The following is a 20,052-nucleotide window of genomic DNA, read 5'->3' as shown; positions in this document are numbered from 1 at the left end:
GCGCACAGCGGACCGTGGGTGCCGGCCGGCACCCGGCCTTCCCTGCGCCCTTTGTTTTGAGGGCGTGAAGCGAACAGCAACCCCCGGGCGAAACGCGCCGCGGGAAGGCGAAGGTATGTCTGCAAGTAGCGAACTGAAACAGCGAGGCTGCGTCCTCATACTCCCGCAATGACGAGTTCTTGAAGGCCATGGCCCGTCAATCTCACAGGAGAGTGCGTTGATCCGGGTTCCAGAAGTCCTAAGCAAGCCCTGCTTGCAGATCCCCGCAAGCGGATGCCATGCCGGCCTCACAACTTCTCACAAGTCCAAACGAGCCTTTCAGGGCAGGCGCTGATAGTCAGCTGCGTGACGGCACGAAGAGCCCAACCGAGCCACGCCTGTGTCGGTCTGACCTGACGACTCGGACGATCATCAACAAGGCACCAAGAGATGAAACAGATTATCGACCAGCATCGCCGCCGCTTCCTCGGCATCGCCGCCGGGGTCGCCACCGTCGGCCTTGGTTCGATCGACCTCGCGCACGCCGAAGCCGCAGCCTCGGCATCCCCGGCGACGAAGGCCTCCTTCGGCACGATCAAGCAGATCAAGGCCGGCGTGCTTGATGTCGGTTACGCCGAAGCCGGCCCCGCGACCGGCCCGGTCGCGATCCTGCTCCACGGCTGGCCCTACGACATTCACAGCTTCGTCGACGTCGCGCCGATCCTGGCGCGGTCCGGCTATCGCGTCATCATCCCCTATTTGCGCGGTTACGGCTCGACGAACTTCCTCTCCGGCGAGACGCTGCGCAACGGGGAGCCGGCGGCGCTGGCCGTCGACATCGTCGCGCTGATGGATGCGCTCGAGATCAAGAAGGCCGTTGTTGCCGGTTTCGACTGGGGCGCGCGCACCGCCGATATCATCGCGGCGCTGTGGCCGGAGCGCTGCCGCGCGCTGGTGTCGGTCAGCGGCTATCTGATCTCCAGCCAGGCTGCGGGAAGTGCGCCGCTGCCGCCGGCGGCCGAACTGCAATGGTGGTATCAGTTCTACTTCGCGACCGAGCGCGGCCGCGCCGGCTACGAGAAGTACACGCATGATTTCGCCAAGCTGATCTGGAAGCTGGCTTCGCCGCAGTGGAAGTTCGACGACGCCACCTTCGATCGCAGTGCGAAGGCCTTCGAGAACAAGGATCACGTCGCAATCTCGATCCACAATTACCGCTGGCGGCTCGGGCTCGCCAAGGGCGAGGCGAAGTACGAGGACATCGAAAACAAGCTCGCGGCTGCTCCGATCATCAGCGTGCCAGCGATCACGATGGAAGGCGATGCCAACGGCGCGCCGCACCCAGATCCCGGCGCCTACGCCAAGAAGTTCTCCGGCCGCTACGACCATCGCCTGGTCACGGGCGGCATCGGTCACAACCTGCCGCAGGAGGCGCCGCAGGCCTTTGCCAAGGCCGTCATCGATGCCGACGGGGGCGCCTGAGAATTCCCGGCGGCGGCTTGCTATTCCGCCGCCACCATCTGCTGCGTCCGCCATTGTCCGAGCAGGGCGCGCAGCGAAGCCGGCTTCACCGGCTTGTTCAGCACGGCGATCTTCTCGTCGCGGGCAGCCGTTTGCACGGCGGGGCTGCGATCGGCGGTAATCAGGATCGCGGGGATGTCGTCGCCGAAGCGGCGGCGAATCTCGCGGATGGCAGCGATACCGTTGCCGCGATCGAGATGATAGTCGACGAGCAACCCGGTCACGCGCCGGCCGGCGGCTTCGATCGCCGATATCGCGCCTTCGGGGTCGGTGACCGCGATCACCTCGGCGTCCCAGGCCTTGAGCAGCGTCCGCATGCCGTCGAGGATCGCGGCGTCGTTCTCGATGCAGACGATCAGCGCGCCGGTGATCGAGGTGCGCGCCAGCGGCGTTGCACTGGTCACCGCCGCGGTCAGCGTCACGGCCTTCGCGGTCGGGACCGTCACGGAGAACAGCGAGCCGCCGCCGGCATTGGCGTCGATGGCGATGTCATGTTTGAGCACCCGCGCCAGCCGCTCGACGATCGAGAGCCCCAGACCCAGCCCGCGCGCGATCCGCGCGCCCTGTTCGAGGCGGTGGAATTCCTTGAAGATCTCGCCGCGCTTGACCGCGGGGATGCCGACGCCGGTGTCGTAGACGCAGATCCCGAGCGCCGCCCCGTGCCGGCGGCAGCCGACCAGCACGCGCCCGCGCGGCGTGTACTTGATCGCGTTGGAGATCAGGTTCTGCAGCAGCCGCCGCAGCAGCAGCCGGTCCGACTCGACCGGCAGCGAGCAGGGCACGAAGGTGAGGTCGAGGCCCTTGGCGCGCGCGATCGGCGCGAATTCGATCTCCAGCGAGCGCATCAGATCGGCCATCTTGAAGCTCGAGATCGAGGTTGCCATCGCGCCGGCATCGAGCCGGGAGATGTCGAGCAGCGCACCGAGGATTTCCTCGATCGCCTGCAGCGATTCGTCGATGTTCTCGACCAGCCGCGTCTCCTCGCCATTGTGCTGGCGTTCGACGAGACTCGTGACGTAGAGCCGCGCCGCGTTGAGCGGCTGGAGAATGTCGTGGCTGGCGGCCGCAAGGAAGCGCGTCTTGGAGATGCTGGCGTCCTCCGCGCTGCTCTTGGCCAGCGCCAGCTCCGAGTTCAGCCGGGTCAGTTCTTCGGTGCGGTCGCGCACGCGCTTTTCCAGCGTCGCGTTGGCGCGCTCCAGCGCTTCCGCCGCCTCGAAGGTCGGCGTCACGTCGGTGAAGGTGATGACGAAGCCGCCGCCGGGCATGCGGTTGGTGAGCACCTCGATCACCATGTGCCGTTCCGGCAGGCGTTCGAGATAGGGCTCGCTGTCGGTGGTGTAGGCCACGAGCCGCTGCTCGATCATCGCCTCGCGGTCACTCTTTCCGGCGGGATCGCTCACGCCCATGAATTCCAGGATCTCGCGCAGCGGCGTGCCGAACTGGATGAAATGCGGGGGTACGTTGAGCAGGTCGCCGAACTGCCGGTTGGAGCAGATCAGCTGCAGATCGGCGTCGAATACCGCGATGCCCTGGCGCACATGGTTGAGCGCGGTCTGGAGGATCTCGCGGTTGAAATGCAGCGCGGCATGGGAATCGTCGAGCAGCTTCAGCGCGGCCTTCGCGGAGACCGTGCGCTTGCGCAGCAGCAGCGACATCACGAGGCGCGAGGAGGCCGCCCCGATCGACGAGGCGATCAGGTGCTCGGCGTGCTGCAGCAGCTCGAAATCGGCCGGCGCTCCGGATTCCAGCCGCATGTTGCGCCGAGCCGAGAACGCCTCGAACGAATGCCGGGCGCGATCGGGTCCGAGATATTGCGCGACCGTGGTCTGGATGTCGTGCACCGTGATGGTGGTGCGCCAGCGGCGGAAGTTCGGGGCGATCGGGGCGAGCGTGTTGGGCACGAACAGATCGGCCTGCACCAGCTCGATGGACGAGGGCTGCCGCGCCAGCGACAGCAGCACGTAAGTGAGGACGTTGAGCGAGAGCGACCAGACGACGCCGTGCATCAGCGGCGGCAGGTCGGCGCCGAACAGCGCCTGCGGCCGCAGCGCCTCGATCCCGAACGGGCCATGCTGGAGCAGCAGGATCCCTGCCGTCGAGGAATCCATGAAGCTCGGTATGAACAGCGTGTAGAGCCACACCGCGAAGCCGACCAGCATGCCGCCGATGGCGCCGCGCGCGGTTGCGCGCCGCCACAGCAGTCCGCCGAAGAAGCTCGGCGCGAGCTGGGCGATGGCGGCAAAGGACAACAGGCCGATCGCCGCGAGCTGGGTGTTGCCGAGCGCGCGATAGTAGAAATAGGCCATCACCATGATGGCGAAGATGGCAAGCCGCCGCGAGCGCAGCAGGAAGTCGCCGAAGTCGGTGGTTCCACTGCGCCTCTCGGGCCGTCGCTGCAGCACCAGCGGCACCACGAGATCGTTCGAGACCATGATGGAGAGCGCGACGCATTCGACGATCACCATCGCGGTCGCCGCCGACAGGCCGCCGACGAAGACGGCGACGCTGAGAAGTCCGGCGCCGCCCTCCATCGGCAGGGCCAGCACGTACATGTCGGGATCGACCGCGCCGAACGGGAACGTGATGAGGCCGGCGAGCGCGATCGGGATCACGAACAAATTGATGGCGACGAGATACAGCGGGAACATCCAGCGTGCCCGGCTGACCTCGGCGTCCGAGGAATTCTCCACGACGCTGACGTGAAACTGCCGCGGCAACAGCATGATCGCGCACAGCGACAGCAGCGTCATGGTCAGGAAGTTGCCGATCGACGGCGAATAGTCGATGGCGCGCACCGCCTCCGGCGTCTTCATCGCGCGCTCGATCAATTCGTGCGGCGAGAACATCCAGAAGGTGACGAAGATGCCGACGGTGAGGAAGGCCGTCAGCTTGATGATGGACTCGGTCGCGACCGCGAGCATCAGGCCGTGCTGGTGCTCGGTGGCATCGGTCTGCCGCGTGCCGAACAGCACCGCGAAGGCCGCCATCGCCAGCGTCACCATCAGCGCAATGTCGCCGAGGATCGGGATGTGGGAGAACGCCTGGTCCTCGCTCAGGATGACCTCGAGCGAGGAGGCGACGGCCTTGAGCTGGAGTGCGATGTAGGGCACCGAGCCGATGATCGCGATCAGCGCCACCGTTGCCGCCACCGCCTGGCTCTTGCCGTAGCGCGCGCCGATGAAATCGGCGATCGAGGTGATGTTGTGCGCCTTGGCAAGCTGGATCACGCGGCGGAGCACGCCGGCGCCGAGCCCGATCATCAGGATCGGGCCGACATAGATCGCGAGGAAGTCGGTCGAGGTGCGGGTGGCGAAGCCGACCGAGCCGAAGAAGGTCCAGGACGTGCAGTAGATCGCCAGCGACAGCGGATAGATCAGCCCGGCCGCGCGGCCGTGTCGGGCCGGCGAGCGGCGGTCGCCATGGCTCGCCACCAGGAACAGAAAGCCGATATAGCCGAAGGCGGCGGCGATCACGCCCCAATCGTGCATCATGGCGAGCGTGCTTCTCCCATGGCGCGGCAGCGCCCGTCTTCCGAAGGCGCGGGCCTCGCCCGCTGTCATTTTCCCAGCAAATCTAGCGCGTTGGCCGGGTGGAGGCGACAGCGAAATGCCAGGCGCAGGCGGGAACTGGGGTTGTCGTTAAGGTGCGGACCCCAACGTCGTCCTGGCTTTCACCAGGACGGCAGATCACTCCGCCGCCAGCGACTTCTCGCGCAAGGGCAGGCCGAGGCGGTCCCAGACCTGCAACAGCGCTTCGGCGAGCTGATCGATCAGGCCGTCGTCGTGATAGGGCGAGGGCGTGATGCGCAGGCGCTCGGTGCCCTTGGCGACGGTCGGATAGTTGATCGGCTGGATGTAGATGCCGTGCTCCTCGAGCAGCATATCCGAGGCCTGCTTGCACTTCTCGGGATCGCCGACGAACAGCGGCACGATGTGGGTGTCGTTCGACATGACAGGCAGGCCGGCGGCGTTGAGGATCGCCTTGGTGCGGGCGGCGCGGTCCTGGTGACGCTCGCGCTCCCAGCTCGAGGTCTTCAGATGCTTGATCGCGGCGGTCGCGGCCGAGCAGATCGCCGGCGGCAGCGCGGTGGTGAAGATGAAGCCCGGCGCGTAGGAACGCACCGCGTCGATGATATGGCCGTTGCCGGCAATGTAGCCGCCGAGGCAGCCGAACGCCTTCGCCAGCGTGCCCTCGAGAATGTCGATGCGATGCATGACGCCGTCACGCTCGGCGATGCCGCCGCCACGTGGGCCGTACATGCCGACGGCATGGACCTCGTCGACATAGGTCATCGCATTGTATTTTTCAGCGAGATCGCAAATCCTGGCAAGCGGTGCGACGTCGCCGTCCATGGAATAGAGGCTCTCGCAGGCGATCAGCTTCGGCCGGTTCGGACCTGCTTCCTTCAACTTCGCTTCGAGATCGGCCAGATCGTTGTGGCGGAACACGACGCGCTCGCAGCCGGACTGGCGGATGCCCTCGATCATCGAATTGTGGTTGAGCTCGTCCGACAGGATCAGGCAGTTCGGAATGAGTTTTGCGATGGTCGCGATGCCGGTCTGGTTCGAGACGTAGCCCGAGGTGAACAGCAGTGCGGCTTCCTTGCCGTGGAGGTCGGCGAGCTCGGCCTCGAGTTGCACCAGCGGATGATGCGTGCCGGCGATGTTGCGGGTACCGCCTGCGCCGGTGCCGACGCGGGTCGCGGTCTCGACCATGGCGCCGACCACCTTGGGGTGCTGGCCCATGCCGAGGTAATCGTTGGAGCACCAGATCACGACGTCGCGCTTGCCCTTCGGCGAGTGCCAGACCGCGTGCGGGAACCGGCCGGCCGTGCGCTCCAGATCGGCGAACACGCGATAGCGACGCTCGGTGTGGAGGCGATCGAGGGCGGAATTGAAGAATTCAGCGTAATCCATCGGTGCAACCTGAGACGGAACTGACCAAAAGGGCGCGATATCCTTAGAGCTTTTCCAGCTCCAATGTCTATGCGCTATCCCACATTTGGCCGTGAGGGGCATTTGGGCAAAATGCCCTATCGTGCGAATTGAAAGTTGATCCCGATCAAGTCCACGCGACTTATTATGCTGCTCTGCACCATCGATGCGAGGCCAGTCCCGCCGGCCTTTGCGCTCACGTCGTCCTGAACTGAAGCACGCCGTCCTTCGTCTCGGACGTCAGGCGGCCCTCGACGATCATGTAGTTGACGTGGGCGACGAGCTCGCCGGCGGCAAAGCCCATCTGGTGCTCGTCGAGCACGTGCTTGTTGAAGACGACAGGCACCAGCGCGCGCGAGGTCTGCGGCACCTCGCGGCAGGCTTCCGCGATCAGGCGGCAGCGCTCCTCGTGATGGTCGGCGAGCTGCTTGATGCGGGTCTTCAGACCGTAGAACGGCACGCCGTGGCCCGGCAGCACCAGCAAATCATACGGCAGTGTGGTGGTGAGGCTCGCGAGCGATGCCAGATATTCGCCGAGCGAGTTCTGGTCGGGCTCGACCGCCCACACGCTGACGTTGGGCGAGATCTTGCTCAGCACCTGGTCGGCGGAGAGGAACAGCTTGTCGTCGGCGCAATACAGCATCACCTGGTCGAGCGCATGTCCGCCGCCGGTGATCACCTTGAAGCGGCGCGTGCCGATCACGACCTCGTCGCCATGCGAGATGCGGCGGTAGGACGGCGGCAGCACCGAGACGCGCTTGAGATAATCCTGACCGCGGCCAAGCAGCTTTTCGGTGAGCGACTCGTCCATGCCGTGGCGGCGGAAGAACAGCCGCTGCGCCTCGCGCCGCTCCTCGGTGCCGCGGTTCTGGTGATAGACCGATTGCAGATATTCGACCTGCGACATCACCAGCGGGCATTTGAACCGCTCGACGATCCAGCCGGCGAGACCGACATGGTCGGGGTGCGAATGCGTGACGATCAGGCGCGTGATGTTGACGCCCTTCAGCGGCCCTTCGAACAGCCTGGTCCAGGCCTCGATCGTCTCTTCATTGCCGAAGCCGGCATCGACCATCGCGTAGCCGTCGCCGTCGGCGAGCAGGTAGATGTTCACGTGGTTGAGGCGGAACGGCAGCTTCAGCCGCGCCCACAACACGCCGGGTCGCACCTCCACGACCTCTTCGGGGCCGGGATGCTGGTCCCAGGGATAGCGCAGGGCCTCGGCCGAGGACTGCACGGTGTCGGTTTTTGCGTTCATGCTACCCGCTTAAACCCACCGCGGGCGCCGCGCCAGCCGAAAAAGGACGCGCGGCGAGCCCGCATAGCGGTCATTCCGGGCGGTTTTCCGCAGCCCGGATTACTCGATCCGGGCCGCGGGAGAGCGGCTTACGCCGCCCGCATGTTGTTGAGGAACGCGTCGATCTCTCCGCGCAGCATGTCGGCCTCGCGGCGGAGCGCATCGGAGGCGCCGAGCACCTCGCTCGCCGCAGCGCCGGCTTCGGCCGAAGCCGTGGAGACGCCGACGATGTTGCTGGAGACCTCGCTGGTGCCTCCGGCCGCATGCTGGATGTTGCGGGCGATCTCGCGGGTGGCCGCGCCCTGTTCCTCGACCGCAGCCGCAATGGTCGTAGTGACGTCGTTGATCTCGCCGATGATCCGGCCGATGCCCTGGATGGCGCCGACAGCCGAGGTCGTGACCTGCTGCATGCTGGCGATCTGGGTGCGGATCTCCTCCGTCGCCTTCGCGGTCTGGCTCGCAAGGCTCTTCACCTCGGACGCGACCACCGCAAAGCCGCGGCCGGCTTCGCCCGCACGCGCCGCCTCGATGGTGGCGTTGAGCGCGAGCAGATTGGTTTGCGAGGCAATCGTCTGGATCAGGTCGACCACGACGCTGATGCGGCTTGCACTGTCGGCAAGGCTCTGCACCGTCGTATCGGTGGCACCGGCCTCATCGACCGCCTTCTTGGCGATCGCAGCCGAAGTGACGACCTGCTTGCTGATCTCCTCGATCGAGGACGACAGCTGCTCGGTGCCCGAGGACACGGTCTGCACGTTGACCGAGGTCTCCTCCGCGGCGGAGGCGACCGCGTTCACCAGCGCGTTGGACTGGTCCGCGGTGGTCGACATGCTCTGCGCGGTCGACTGCATCGAATTGGCCGACTGGGCGAGATTGTCGAGCGCGGTGCGCACCGTGCCCTCGAACTCCGCAATCTTCGCTTCCATGTGAGCGGCACGCTCGGCCTTGGCGACACGATCCTTGTCCTGCTCGCCTGCCAGCGCACGGGCCTCGATCATGCTGTCGCGGAACACCGTCAGCGTTTCCTTCATCGCGCCGATCTCGTCGTTCTGGCGCGAGCGGACGATCTCGGTGTCGAGGTCGCCGGCCGAGAGCAGCTGCATGGCGCGCTGAAGCTCGCGGATGCGGCGCAGGATGTTGCGGCCGACATAGAGCCAGACGAACAGGGCCGAGCCGATCAGCATCAGGCCGCCCAGGCCCAGCATTGCGGTCGTGGCGAGCGAGATTTCCTGGCGCGCCTGGAAGGTCGACGCGTCGGTCTCCTTCTGCACGCCGTCGACGAGCGCCTGCACGCTGATGCCGAGGCCGACGTTGAGCTTGCGGGTCTCGTCCAGGATGGTCTGGCCATAGTCGATGGAGTCGAGCTCCTTCTGGCGGATCTTGAACACGCCGGTCTTGCCCTCGCCGAAGACAAACAGCTTCTGAACGGAGTCGCGCACCGCCTGCATCGAGGTAAAGTTCGGGAGGTCCTCGAGGTTGGACTTGACGCGGTCGCGGGTCGTCTTGAATTCCTTCTCGATCGCCTCCAGCGTGTCGCTGCCGTTGGCCGAGAGTGCCGCCATCATGTCGGCGGCCATCAGATTGCCATTGGCGGAGATCGTCGAGATCTGGGCGACGGTGCGAGCGGCTTCGGTGGCATCATCGGCCGACACTTCGGCCGAACCGAGGATCGCGTTCAGGCGCGTCTGTGCGTCCAGCATCGCGGGGCCGGCGGCGCCGACGAACGCGATCTGCGCCTTGCGCAGCGCTTCATACTGCTTCTCGTGCAGCGCGCCGGTGTCGAGCCGTTCGCGGGCCGCGGAGACCAGGCTCTGCGTGGCATCGTCGATGCTCTTGGCGGTGTCGCGCAGCGCGCTCGCGGTCTGCTGGTCGGCGCCGAGCTCGATGATCTCGCCGAGCTTGGCCATCGCCAGCTGCTGGATGTCCTTCACGTTCTTGGTGCGCTCGTTCAACGCATCGTCGCTTGGAGAAGCAAGCAGGCCCGGTCCCTGCGCTGCGAGCGTCGCGCTCTGCGAGGCGAGCTGAAGGCTGGCGGACAGGCGCGGGATGTCGCGGCCGCTCAGATCCATCATGGTCGAACCGAGATGCCTGAACACGAAGCCGGCGCCGCCGGCGATGACGAGGCCCATGCCCGCGATCACGGCGAAGGCCGCGAACAGGCTGCCGCGCAGGCCCCATTTCGGCATTTTGAAACGAGGCTTGAGACGGCCAAGGACACGGCCAACACCCAGACGGATCGCCATCGAAAATTCCCCCACACCCGTAATCTTGTATTTTCGCTGCGGAGTATCCTTGGTGCGGGTTAAAAAATCGCAAGTTGCACAAGTGCTTGGCAGTTCCGCGGGACGAAAAACAAAAGGGCCGGCAAGTCTGCCGGCCCTTGATAGCGACGAAAGTTCTAGGCGCGATCAGTAGCGCGCGGCGACCGGGGTGGCCCAGTTGAAGCGGTAGTTGACGCCGGCCTTGAAGGTGTGGTCGTCGGTGGTGAAGTTGCCGGTGCCGACCAGCGGACCCGCAGTGAAGTGCGCGTCGCCGAAATTGTAGTACTGGTACTCGGCCTTGGCCGACCAGTTCGGCGCGAACATGTATTCGAGACCGGCGCCGACGGTGTAGCCGTTGCGATGATCGCCATCGATGATGAAGGCGGCCGGCACGCCGCCGACGGTGACCTTCTCGTTGTTGTCCGAATAGGCGTAGCCGCCCTTCACGTAGACCAGGCCCGGACCCCAGGTGTAGCCGACGCGGCCGGTGATCGAGCCGAGGCCGCGCTGGTCGTTGGTGTAGGTGCCGCCCGGGAACACCGCGCCGACACTGCCGGAGAGCCAGGAATACTGGGCCTCGGCGCCGAGCACGAAGTTCGGGTGGAACTGCCAGTCTGCACCAGCCTGCAAGCCGCCGAGGAAGCGGCCGTTGCCGTTGTTGCCGGTGGAGAGGCCGCTGAAATTGTTGTCGCTGGAGAACGCGCCGCCGAGATGCGCGCCGATATAGAAGCCGGTCCAGTTGTAGATCGGCGCGGCATAGGCCGGCGCCTTGTTGTAATAGGGGCGGGCGCCGAGATCGGCACCGATCGCCGGGGCGGCTGCGCCCACCACGAGCAGCGCAACGGTTGCAAACAGAATCTTCTTCATCGTCCTAACTCCAACACTAAGGTCCCCGGCAGGCGCGCTGTCCGCGCCGCGTTGGTTTTGCAGATAGCTCGCTTTCGACGAAAATGCTGTCACATCCGTGGCACATCGGTGCCCAACCTAACTTATTGGGCTGCAAATGATTTTCGTGCTTAATGCCGGCTTAAGAAGTGGTGAAGGAAGGCTTAATTCGCGAGGTTTCCGGTAACTCGCGCGCGCGTCTCGTTAACCAAGACGCCGCCGCACCTCGTCGCGCATCTGCGCGCGGAAGGCGGCGCGCTTGGCGGGCCGGTCTTCCTCGCGCACGTCATGGCGATCGAAGATGTCGAACTTCTCCAGGATCGGATAGCGCTCGCTCGCCATCGCCAGCACGCGCAGCACCTTGGTCGCGGCGAGCGTCGGGCCACGTACTTCCCAGCGCCGGATCGTGTCGGCGCCGCCCGGCTCAGGCAATGCGCACAGCTTCGCCATGTCTGCCGCGGTGAGCTTTCGCTCGATGGCTTCGGAGAGGTCGTCGCGGAGTTGCTTCAGTTCGGGGCCGGTCATGCTGTTCGTTCCGAAAATGCGGTAAGCGGAACGCGCTAGACCTGATTCGGGTTGTTCCTGTGGCGATGACAGCACGTGTAGATCAGCGCCGGGAAGCCGGAGAAAAAGAAGAGGACGCAGAGGATTCGGATCCGCGCAGGCGCAGCGGCTTGAGGCGGCGAGGCCGCGGGCAACTCGATCGTCGTCATCTGGAACCACCCCTCCACCTGAGACGGTAGAGAGCGGAAGGGTAAGCAATGGTTGCGGCAGATCGCGCAAGGTATCCGGATGGCGTCCGTTTACCCTGCCATCCGCCGACAGGGTTAAGCGAACGCGAATGGCGGGTCCGGTTTCGGGACAGTCGGCTTCGATCGCGGGCGCATCGGGCACGGGCAGGTCGTGCTCCGGCACATTTCCACCTCCAGGGCGTTACGAACGGGGGCCTATGGGAATTCTCGGGCGGATGACCACATGAGAGAACAGGCCCGCCTCGAATGAGGTGATCAGCGATGACAACGACCAGGTTCATCTTTGCCGCGCTCGTCACGACCGGATTGGCCCTGGCGCCTTTTGCGGCGGAAGCGAAAAAGTCGAGGTCGCACAGATCCCACAGCACGGGCGTGCTCGCCCCGTCGTACGGAAGCTCCGGCTTAACCGCGACACAGCCGAGGCCGACTTACGGATCGTCAGGATCGACGGTCGGCACGGTCACGGCGCCATCGATCGGAACATATAATTGGCCGTCGGTCGGCGTGACCAATTCGGTCCCGACCTGGAGCAATACCAATCCCAAGTGAGATCCAGCGCGACTGCGCCATGCCCGGCCTTCCAACGCGGCTAGCGCGTGCTCGTCGCGAGGCCCGACAGCAGATAGAGCGCGACCAGCAGGGTCGCGACCGAGAGCATCGTCGTGACCGAGACCGTGGCCGCAACCAGCTTCTCCTCGACCTTGTGCTCGTGCGCCAGCACGTAGACGGTCTTCGCCGTCGGCACGGCCGCGCAGATGACGGCGGCGACGGTGTAGAGCGGATTGAGGCCTGATATCACGCAGAGGCCGTAGACGATCAGCGGCATCACCACCAGCTTCACGGCGGCGAGCCCGAACGACGTCCCGAGACTGGATCGCAGGCCGTCGACCGACAGGCCGAGCCCGATGGCAAACAGCGCGCAAGGCGTGAGCGCCGCGGCGATCATGTTCAGATAGCCTGCGACGGCGGCCGGCATCGGCAGGCCGGTGATCGCCCAGACGAGGCCGATGAGCGTCGACAGCACCATCGGATTGAGCAGGATCTGCTTCGCCAGGCCGGCCGACTGCGCAGGTCCGTGCGCATCCCGTTCCAGCAGGATGACCGTGATCGGAAACATCACGGCGGCGACGAACACCGTCGCCACCGCGGCCGGCAGAACGGCGGGCTGGCCGTAGATCGCGTGAAGGATCGGCAGCGCCACGAAGCCGGTATTGGTCATCGCCGCCGCCATGCCGTGGATCGTGCTGCTGGCGAGGTCGCGTTGCCCGCCCGCGCGGACCGCCAGGAAGACCAGCGCGAAGCAGATGAGGGAGCCGCCGCCGAAGGCGAGCAGGAAACGCCATTCCAGGAGATTGCGAGCCGGCTCCTGCGCGATCGTGACGATCAGCAGCGCGGGCATCGCGACGTTGTAGGCGAAATGCACCAGCGCATCGGCGAGCGAGCGTGAGAGATAGCCTGATGCCCCGGCGAGCCACCCGGTGACGATGATCGCGAAGACGGGAAGAACGAGGCTGGCGACCTCCATCCGGTGTGCCCCTCTGCCAAGCAAGTTCGCCACTCTAGCTTGGCGATGCCTGCTCGTCACGGTTCAACCGGACCGCGCCGCCCCCGAATGGGCGGCCTTGCGCCGCTAAATTCCCCGGCCGGTCTGCTGGCCGATCACGCAGCGCCAGGCCGCCAGACGCTCGGCCGGATGCTGGTTCATCCATTCGGCGAGCTGTGGCGCGCCCATCATGCAGGACTGCACCGAGACCTGCTCAAAGTCGGAGCTGGTGACGAGCTGCTCGTGGCAATTGGACGGAGAGGCGAGACTGCAAAGCACCGCGATGATCTTGATCATGCGAGGTTGCCCCGGTCGCTCTGGCGCCCGTTGGTTGCGCTCGATTGCTCGCCGGCCGCATCAGTCGGCGGGAAGATGCTGTCGTAGATCGCGCGCGCTTCCTGGATGAGGCGAAGACGCTCGCGCTCGGGTTTCGAGACAAACTGAATGATCTGGCCCATGTCGGCCTCCAATCGATGTTCGATCCGTCATCAGATGATGGGAATCATTTCATGCGGATGTGGGGTGCCGGCTTCATCGTTGCAGCCGTGCAGGCGGTCACATCAGATAAAAAGCCCGTGACCGATCCGTTCCTAAGCGGACCGGGATACCAAGCGGAACCGCTTTACGCCGCAGGCGCACCTTCCTTCTGCCCCGGCACCGCCGCAAGCAGCTCGCGCGTATATGCGTGCTCCGGCGCCGCGAAGAGCTGCGCCGTCGGCTTCAGCTCGACGATGGCGCCGCGCTGCATCACCGCGATGCGGTCGCAGATTTGCGCGGCGACGCGAAGATCGTGGGTGATGAACAGCATCGAGAGGCCGAGCCGCGCCTTGAGGTCCTCGAGCAGCTTGAGCACCTGCGCCTGCACCGAGACGTCGAGCGCGGAGACGGCCTCGTCCGCGACGATGATCTCCGGCTCGAGCGCGAGCGCGCGCGCAATCCCGATGCGCTGGCGCTGGCCGCCGGAGAATTCATGCGGGTAGCGTTCGAGCGCGCCGGCATCCAGGCCGACCATCTTGAGGAGATCGCGGGCGCGGTCGAACGCGACTTTCGGATCGGTGCCGGCCGCGATCGGACCGTCGGCGATGATGTGGCCGATCTTGCGCCGCGGATTGAGCGAGGCGAACGGATCCTGAAAGATCATCTGGATGCGATGGCGCTCGGCGCGCAGCGCCTTGCCCGAGAGCTGCGTCAGGTCGGTGTCGCCGATTCGCACCGTGCCGCGGTCGGCTTCGATCAGCCGCATCACCAGCCGTGCCACCGACGATTTGCCCGATCCGGACTCGCCGACGAGGCCGAGCGTCTCACCCTTGAGGATGTTGAAGTTCACTGCGCGCGCGGCATCGACACGGCGGTCTTCGCGAAACCAGCCGCCCGAGGTGACGTAAGTCTTGTCCAGCCCGATCACCTCGACCGCTCTGGCCTGGTCATCAAGAGGCGCGCGCGCCGGCGGGTGCATCGATGGCACGGCAGCGAGCAGCGCCTTGGTGTAGTCGTGCTGCGGTTCGTTGAACACGGTCGCAGCGGGGCCCTCCTCGACGACCTTGCCATGACGGAGCACCACGACCTGGTCGGCGATATCTGCGACCACGCCAAAGTCATGGGTGATGAACATCACCGCCATGTTGCGGTTGCGCTGGAGGTTGCGGATCAGCTTCAGGATCTGCGCCTGCGTGGTGACGTCGAGCGCGGTGGTCGGCTCGTCCGCGACCAGCACGGCCGGTTCGAGCGCGAGCGCCATCGCGATCATGGCGCGCTGGCGCTGGCCGCCGGAGAGCTGGTGCGGATAGGCGCGCACGATGCGCTCGGGGTCGGGCAAGCCGACCTCGCGCGCCAGCGACAGCGCCTTCGCGCGCCGTTCCCTGGGCGTCAGCAGGCCGTGCGCCTCGAACATCTCCGCCATCTGATCGCCGATCCGCATCAGCGGATTGAGCGCCGTCATCGGCTCCTGAAAGATCATCGCGAGACGGCGGCCGCGCAGGTCACGCCAGCCGTCATCGTCGAGCTCGAGCAGGTCGCGGCCTTCGAACTGGATCTGGCCTGACGTGACCGAGACCGTGTCCGGCAGCAGGCCCATCAGCGCATGCGCGCACATCGACTTGCCGGAGCCGGATTCGCCGACCACGCAGACGATCCTGCCGGGCCTCAAGTCCAGCGAAACGCCGTCGACGGCGAATGGCCGCTCGGCGCCCTTGGGCAGTGCGATCCGCAAATTTTTGATGGAGACGGCGGGCAGGGCGGTCATCATCAGCGTCCTTCCCGCGACAGGCGCGGATTGAGCGCGTCGTTGAGACCTTCGCCGATCAGGTTCAGCCCCAGCACCGAGATCAGGATGGCGACACCGGGAAACACGGTGATCCACCAGGCCTGGCGGATCACCGTGCGGCCGGCGCCGACCATGTAGCCCCAGGAGATCAGGTTGGGATCGCCAAGCCCAAGGAAGGACAGCGAAGACTCCAGCAGGATCGCGGTCGCCACCATCAGCGAGGCCAGCACGATCACCGGCGACAGCGCATTGGGCAGGATCTCGCGCAGGATGATCCAGCTGTTGCTCTGGCCGGTGACGACGGCAGCCTGGACATATTCGCGCGTGCGCAGCGACAGCACCTCGCCGCGGACGAGACGCGCGACCGGCGGCCAGCTCACCACCGCGATCGAGGCCACGATCGAATAGATCGAGGGCTGCAGGATCGCGACCAGCACGATCGCGAGCGCGAAGCTCGGAATGGTCTGGAAGAATTCGGTGAAGCGCATCAGGGCATCGTCGACCTTGCCGCCGAAATAGCCGGCCATTGCGCCGATCGGGACGCCGACAAGGAGCGCCACCAGCGTCGAGACGAGGCCGACCAGCAGCGACACGCGGGCGCCAAAGATCATGCCGGCGAACACGTCGCGGCCGAGTGCGTCGGTGCCGAGCGGCACGGTCGACAGCGTGAAGGGCGGCAGGAACGGCCGCTGCACCATGCGCCAGGGCGAGTTCGGAAACAGCAGCGGCCCGAACACCGCGACCGAGATCGCGAGCAGCAGGATGACGAGGCCGATGACGCCGCTCGGACTCTTGAGCATCGCCTTCCAGAATTGTTTCATGCGGCGAATTCGATGCGCGGGTCGACCAGGCGATAGACCAGGTCGGTGATGAGGTTGAAGATGAGGACCATGACCGAGCAGGTCACGAAGACGCCGAGTAGCAGATTGTAGTCGCGCTGGAGCAGCGCGTCGTACATCAGCCGCCCTATGCCGGGCCAGGCGAACACGGTCTCGGTGATGACGGCGCCGCCGATCAGCGTGCCGGCATGAACGCCGGCGAGCGTCACCACGGGTAGCAGCGCGTTGCGCAGCACGTGGCGGCGCTGGATCACGGCGTCCGAGAGGCCCTTGGCGCGCGCGGTCTTGACGAAGTCGAGCCGTTTCACCTCGAGCATCGAGGCGCGCGTCATGCGGGTGTAGGTCGCCATGAAGAACAGGCCGAGCGTCATCGCCGGCATGATCAGGTGCTTTGCGACGTCGACGGCATGGGCAAAGCCGGTGAGGTTGGCGCCGACCGTCTCGTAGCCGAAGCTCGGCAGCCAATCGACGGTGACCGAGAACAGCAGGATTCCCATCAACGCCACCCAGAAGATCGGCATGGCGTAGAAGATCAGCGCGAAGATCGTGATGCCGGTGTCGAGGAAGGTCCCGGCGAAGCGCGCGGCGAACGTGCCGAAGAGAACGCCCAGCGCGAGCGAGATGGCAAATGCGGTGAGCGTGAGCAGCAGCGTGGCCGGCAGTCGTTCCGCGATCAGCCTTGCGACCGGGGCCTGCTGGCGGAAGGAGAAGCCGAGGTCGAGGGTTGCGATGCCCTTGACGTAGATGAAGAGCTGCTCGGGCAGCGGCTTGTCGAGGCCGAATTTTTTGCGGAGCTGCTGCACGAAGACCTGGTCGCTGGCGCCGGCCTCGCCCGCCATCACGACCGCGGGATCGCCGGGCGCAAGCCGGATCAGGAAGAAATTGAGGACGACGATCGCAAGCAGGACGATCACGCCCTTGACGACACGCTGAGCGACGAAGGAGAGCATTTTAGAACTGAATCAGGCTTGCGAGAATGTCGCCGCGGCGACGGTGCGCCCCCTCTCCCGCTCGCGGGGGAGGGCCGGGGTGGGGGGGCTTCCGCGGCGAAGGACCCCGAGTGGAGGGAGCCCCCACCCGGCGCTTCGCGCCGACCTCCCCCGCGAGCGGGAGAGGTACATAGTCGTTGCCGCTTGATCGAGAATCACAACTCACTTGTCGATCCATGCGTCCTTGAAGCCGTCATTGACCCCGATCGCCGTGGTGATCAGGTTCTTGACCTTGCAGCGCATGATGGTCGGGAATTGCAGCTCGAGCATCCAGGCCACCGGCACGTCCTCGACCAGGATCTTCTGCGCCTTCTCGTAGATCTCCTTGCGCTTGGAGTCGGGCGTTGCGACCGCACCGTCGGCGAACAGCTTGTCGATCTCGGGGTTGGAGTAGCCCTCGACGTTGTTGAAGACCTGGCCCTTGGCGATGTTGCTGGAGATGTAGTTGCGGCCGACGCCGAGCGCGGGATCGCCGTACTGGTAGAGATAGGTGAAGGCGATGTCGTAGTCCCAGTCGCCGATCTTCTGGTTACCTCCGGCGACGTCGGTCGAGACGGTCTCGATGTTCATGCCGACGTCGATGAGGTTCTGCTTCACGGCTTCGCCCCAGCGCTGCCAGGTCTCGCCATAGGCAAGTGGCAGCAGACGGATCTTCTCGCCCTTGTAGCCGGCTTCCTTCAGCAGCGCCTTCGCCTTGGCCGGATCGTAAGGATATTTTTTCACGTCGTCGGTGTAGTATTTGATGGCCGAGGACGAGGGGCCGGTCGCAATCTTGCCGAGCCCGTTCCAGATCACGTCCTTGGCGAAGTCGCGATCGATCGCGTACATGACCGCCTGCCGCACCCGCTTGTCCGCGAGCGGACCCTGACGGTTGTTCAGCCACAGCCAGGCCAGCGGCGAGAAGAACTCCCAGCCGGCGCCGGTGACGCAGGTGTCCTTCAGCTTGGACAGGCGCGGCACGTCGAAGTTCTCGACCGAGCCGCCGGGCAGCACGTCGACCTTGCCGGTCTCGTAGGCCACCGAGCGCGCGGCTGCGTCGGGGATGATCTGCCAGTAGATCTCGTCGATATAGGGCTTGCCCTTCTCGTAGTAGTTCGGGTTCTTGACCAGCCGGATGAACGAGCCCTTCTGCCATTCCTTGAACATGAAGGGGCCGGTGCCGACAGGCGCATTGTTGTAGGGATTGGTCTTCCAGTCGGTGCCTTCATACAGATGCTTCGGCACCATCGGCATCGAACCGACCTCGAAAATGCCGAGGAACGGGCCGAACGGCTGCTTCAGCGTGAACACGACCGTGTAGTCGTCGGGCGCCTCGACCTTGTCGACCTGCGCGAGGTTGGTGCGGGCGCGGGCGTGGGTCTGCTTCAGCATCTCGATCGAGAACAGCACGTCGGCGGAGGTGAAAGGCTTGCCGTCATGCCAGGTGACGCCCTTCCGGAGCTTGAAGGTGTAGGTCTTGGCGTCCTCGCTGACGCTCCAGCTTTCGGCGAGTTGCGGCTGCGGCTCGAGCTTGGGGCTGTAACGCAGCAGGCCTTCGAAGATGTTGCCCGACACCATCTGGGTCGGACCGTTCTGAATCATCGCAAGCATCAGGCCGGGCGGCTCGGGCTGGATCACCGCATTGATCACGCCTCCCGTCTTCGGCTCTTGCGCCAGCGCCGAGGCCGTGAGGCCGCAAGCGAGGAGGAGACCAAGCAACACTCGTTTCGACATGTCGTATCTTTCTCAAGCGCGACCGGCCGTGAACGCTTCGCGACGTCCTCGCGCGCGAAGCGACGGCGGCCCATCCCAGTCCCCATCCGGGCGCGAGGCTCACACGGTCCCGTTCCGCGCCGCAAGATGAAAGTCTCGACACTGTTCGCACAAAAAATGTACAGCGCGTCCTGTTTTCACTTGATTCATTGTCGTGTCACGGAGACAAGTCGGCCCATGGACAATGCCACACGCTCCGAACGATCCCGCAATGCTGCGCTCGAAGCAGCCATCGCGATCATCGCGCGCGACGGGCCCGGCCGGCTGACGCTCGATGCGATCGCGCGCGAGAGCGGGCTGAGCAAGGGCGGCGTGATGCACCAGTTCCGCACCAAGGAAGCGGTGCTGAAGGCGCTGCTCGAGCGGCAGATGGCGCATTTCGAGGAATTCTCGACAGCCTATATGGCGAAGGTGGGCACCAACTCCGCCAATCCCAATCTGGCGACTCAACTCGCCACGATTCGAGAAGCGGCGACATCGCCGAATTCCGCTGCGCTGGCGCTGGTCGCAGCCATGGTTGAAAACCCCAGCCTGATGGCGCTGCCGCGCGGGCGCGAAATGGAGCGCATGGCAGCGATCAGGCAAGAGGCAGCCGATCCCGACCTCGCGATGCTGCGCTGGGCTGGCGCGATGGGATTGCTGCTGAGCTCGTTGTTCGGCATGTCGCCGCTCGGCAAGGAGGAGCACCAGCGGCTGTTCGCGCGTCTGGCCGACGACGCGCAGTGGACCGGCCTCGAACAGCCGGCCGCGAAGCGTCCTGCCAAATCCGGCGCATCATCGGCGGCAAAGGCTGCAAGCCCCCGCAAGCGCGCCTGAGACATCGCTAACGAAGTCCTGCCGCTGCCCAAAGTCGCGCCTGCGGTCAAACGTGCCGGAGCGTCGTTTTTGCTATTTACAAACCAACTAGTCGGTTTTATAAACCGAAACACTGAGGCGGCCCAAGGCGTCTGACATGGCCCCGGACGGTGCCTTGGGCTGGCAATGGTGAGCGCCGCAGCCGCGTCTGGTCCCGCACGCGGCTGCGGTCGCCTTTGCCT

Annotated in this window: 16 protein-coding genes; 3 read left to right on the top strand and 13 right to left on the bottom strand. The window is 65.4% G+C overall.

Annotated features, from left to right (window positions below; genetic code table 11):
- Positions 1-429 precede the first annotated feature (429 nt).
- Entirely contained in the window at positions 430-1,461 is a 1,032-nt protein-coding gene (locus QY049_RS14390) for an alpha/beta fold hydrolase (protein ID WP_301269547.1), read from the top strand.
- A 20-nt stretch (positions 1,462-1,481) separates the two neighbouring features.
- On the opposite strand, the gene QY049_RS14385 is transcribed toward QY049_RS14390, so the two are convergent.
- From QY049_RS14385 to QY049_RS14360, 6 genes are all read right to left on the bottom strand, one after another.
- Positions 1,482-4,991: a PAS domain-containing hybrid sensor histidine kinase/response regulator gene (locus QY049_RS14385; protein WP_301269546.1), complete on the bottom strand. Its 3,510-nt coding sequence runs from the start codon at positions 4,989-4,991 to the stop codon at positions 1,482-1,484.
- A gap of 195 nt (positions 4,992-5,186) precedes the next feature.
- Complete coding sequence (hemA, locus tag QY049_RS14380) at positions 5,187-6,416, bottom strand: 5-aminolevulinate synthase (RefSeq protein ID WP_258764123.1); 1,230 nt, start codon at positions 6,414-6,416, stop codon at positions 5,187-5,189.
- Between the two features lie 214 nt (positions 6,417-6,630).
- On the bottom strand, positions 6,631-7,692 hold the full coding sequence (locus tag QY049_RS14375; RefSeq protein WP_194478314.1) for an MBL fold metallo-hydrolase: 1,062 nt from the start codon (positions 7,690-7,692) through the stop codon (positions 6,631-6,633).
- Between the two features lie 128 nt (positions 7,693-7,820).
- On the bottom strand, positions 7,821-9,974 hold the full coding sequence (locus QY049_RS14370) for a methyl-accepting chemotaxis protein (protein WP_258764121.1): 2,154 nt from the start codon (positions 9,972-9,974) through the stop codon (positions 7,821-7,823).
- A gap of 165 nt (positions 9,975-10,139) precedes the next feature.
- Positions 10,140-10,859, bottom strand: coding sequence for an outer membrane protein (locus QY049_RS14365; protein ID WP_194478312.1), 720 nt, complete (start codon positions 10,857-10,859; stop codon positions 10,140-10,142).
- 222 nt (positions 10,860-11,081) lie between these two features.
- Positions 11,082-11,792, bottom strand: coding sequence for a hypothetical protein (locus QY049_RS14360; RefSeq protein WP_258764118.1), 711 nt, complete (start codon positions 11,790-11,792; stop codon positions 11,082-11,084).
- A 98-nt stretch (positions 11,793-11,890) separates the two neighbouring features.
- On the opposite strand from QY049_RS14360, the gene QY049_RS14355 reads away from it, so the two are divergent.
- The gene (locus QY049_RS14355) at positions 11,891-12,178 is read left to right on the top strand and encodes a hypothetical protein (protein ID WP_194478309.1); all 288 of its coding nucleotides are present in this window, start codon (positions 11,891-11,893) and stop codon (positions 12,176-12,178) included.
- Between the two features lie 40 nt (positions 12,179-12,218).
- On the opposite strand, the gene QY049_RS14350 is transcribed toward QY049_RS14355, so the two are convergent.
- The 7 genes from QY049_RS14350 to QY049_RS14320 form a co-directional block, all read right to left on the bottom strand.
- A complete protein-coding gene (locus tag QY049_RS14350) occupies positions 12,219-13,154 on the bottom strand; it encodes an AEC family transporter (protein ID WP_258764117.1) in 936 nt (311 codons plus the stop codon).
- A gap of 105 nt (positions 13,155-13,259) precedes the next feature.
- Entirely contained in the window at positions 13,260-13,469 is a 210-nt protein-coding gene (locus QY049_RS14345) for a hypothetical protein (protein WP_258764116.1), read from the bottom strand.
- Complete coding sequence (locus QY049_RS14340; RefSeq protein ID WP_258764115.1) at positions 13,466-13,630, bottom strand: hypothetical protein; 165 nt, start codon at positions 13,628-13,630, stop codon at positions 13,466-13,468. The genes QY049_RS14345 and QY049_RS14340 overlap by 4 nt, the downstream gene beginning before the upstream one ends.
- Before the next feature lie 164 nt (positions 13,631-13,794).
- Positions 13,795-15,414, bottom strand: coding sequence for an ABC transporter ATP-binding protein (locus tag QY049_RS14335; RefSeq protein WP_258767082.1), 1,620 nt, complete (start codon positions 15,412-15,414; stop codon positions 13,795-13,797).
- Positions 15,415-15,416: 2 nt separating this feature from the next.
- The gene (locus tag QY049_RS14330; protein WP_258764114.1) at positions 15,417-16,256 is read right to left on the bottom strand and encodes an ABC transporter permease; all 840 of its coding nucleotides are present in this window, start codon (positions 16,254-16,256) and stop codon (positions 15,417-15,419) included.
- On the bottom strand, positions 16,253-17,224 hold the full coding sequence (locus QY049_RS14325; RefSeq protein WP_258764113.1) for an ABC transporter permease: 972 nt from the start codon (positions 17,222-17,224) through the stop codon (positions 16,253-16,255). The genes QY049_RS14330 and QY049_RS14325 overlap by 4 nt, the downstream gene beginning before the upstream one ends.
- A 201-nt stretch (positions 17,225-17,425) precedes the next feature.
- A complete protein-coding gene (locus QY049_RS14320) occupies positions 17,426-18,976 on the bottom strand; it encodes an ABC transporter substrate-binding protein (RefSeq protein ID WP_258764112.1) in 1,551 nt (516 codons plus the stop codon).
- 216 nt (positions 18,977-19,192) lie between these two features.
- Between QY049_RS14320 and QY049_RS14315 the strand changes: the two genes are divergently transcribed.
- A complete protein-coding gene (locus QY049_RS14315; protein ID WP_258764111.1) occupies positions 19,193-19,831 on the top strand; it encodes a TetR/AcrR family transcriptional regulator in 639 nt (212 codons plus the stop codon).
- Positions 19,832-20,052: the final 221 nt, after the last annotated feature.

The organism is Bradyrhizobium sp. WYCCWR 13022, assembly GCF_030435535.1.
Taxonomy (GTDB): domain Bacteria; phylum Pseudomonadota; class Alphaproteobacteria; order Rhizobiales; family Xanthobacteraceae; genus Bradyrhizobium.
Note: the sequence above shows the minus strand (reverse complement) of the source record. Positions and strands in the feature narration are given on the sequence as shown.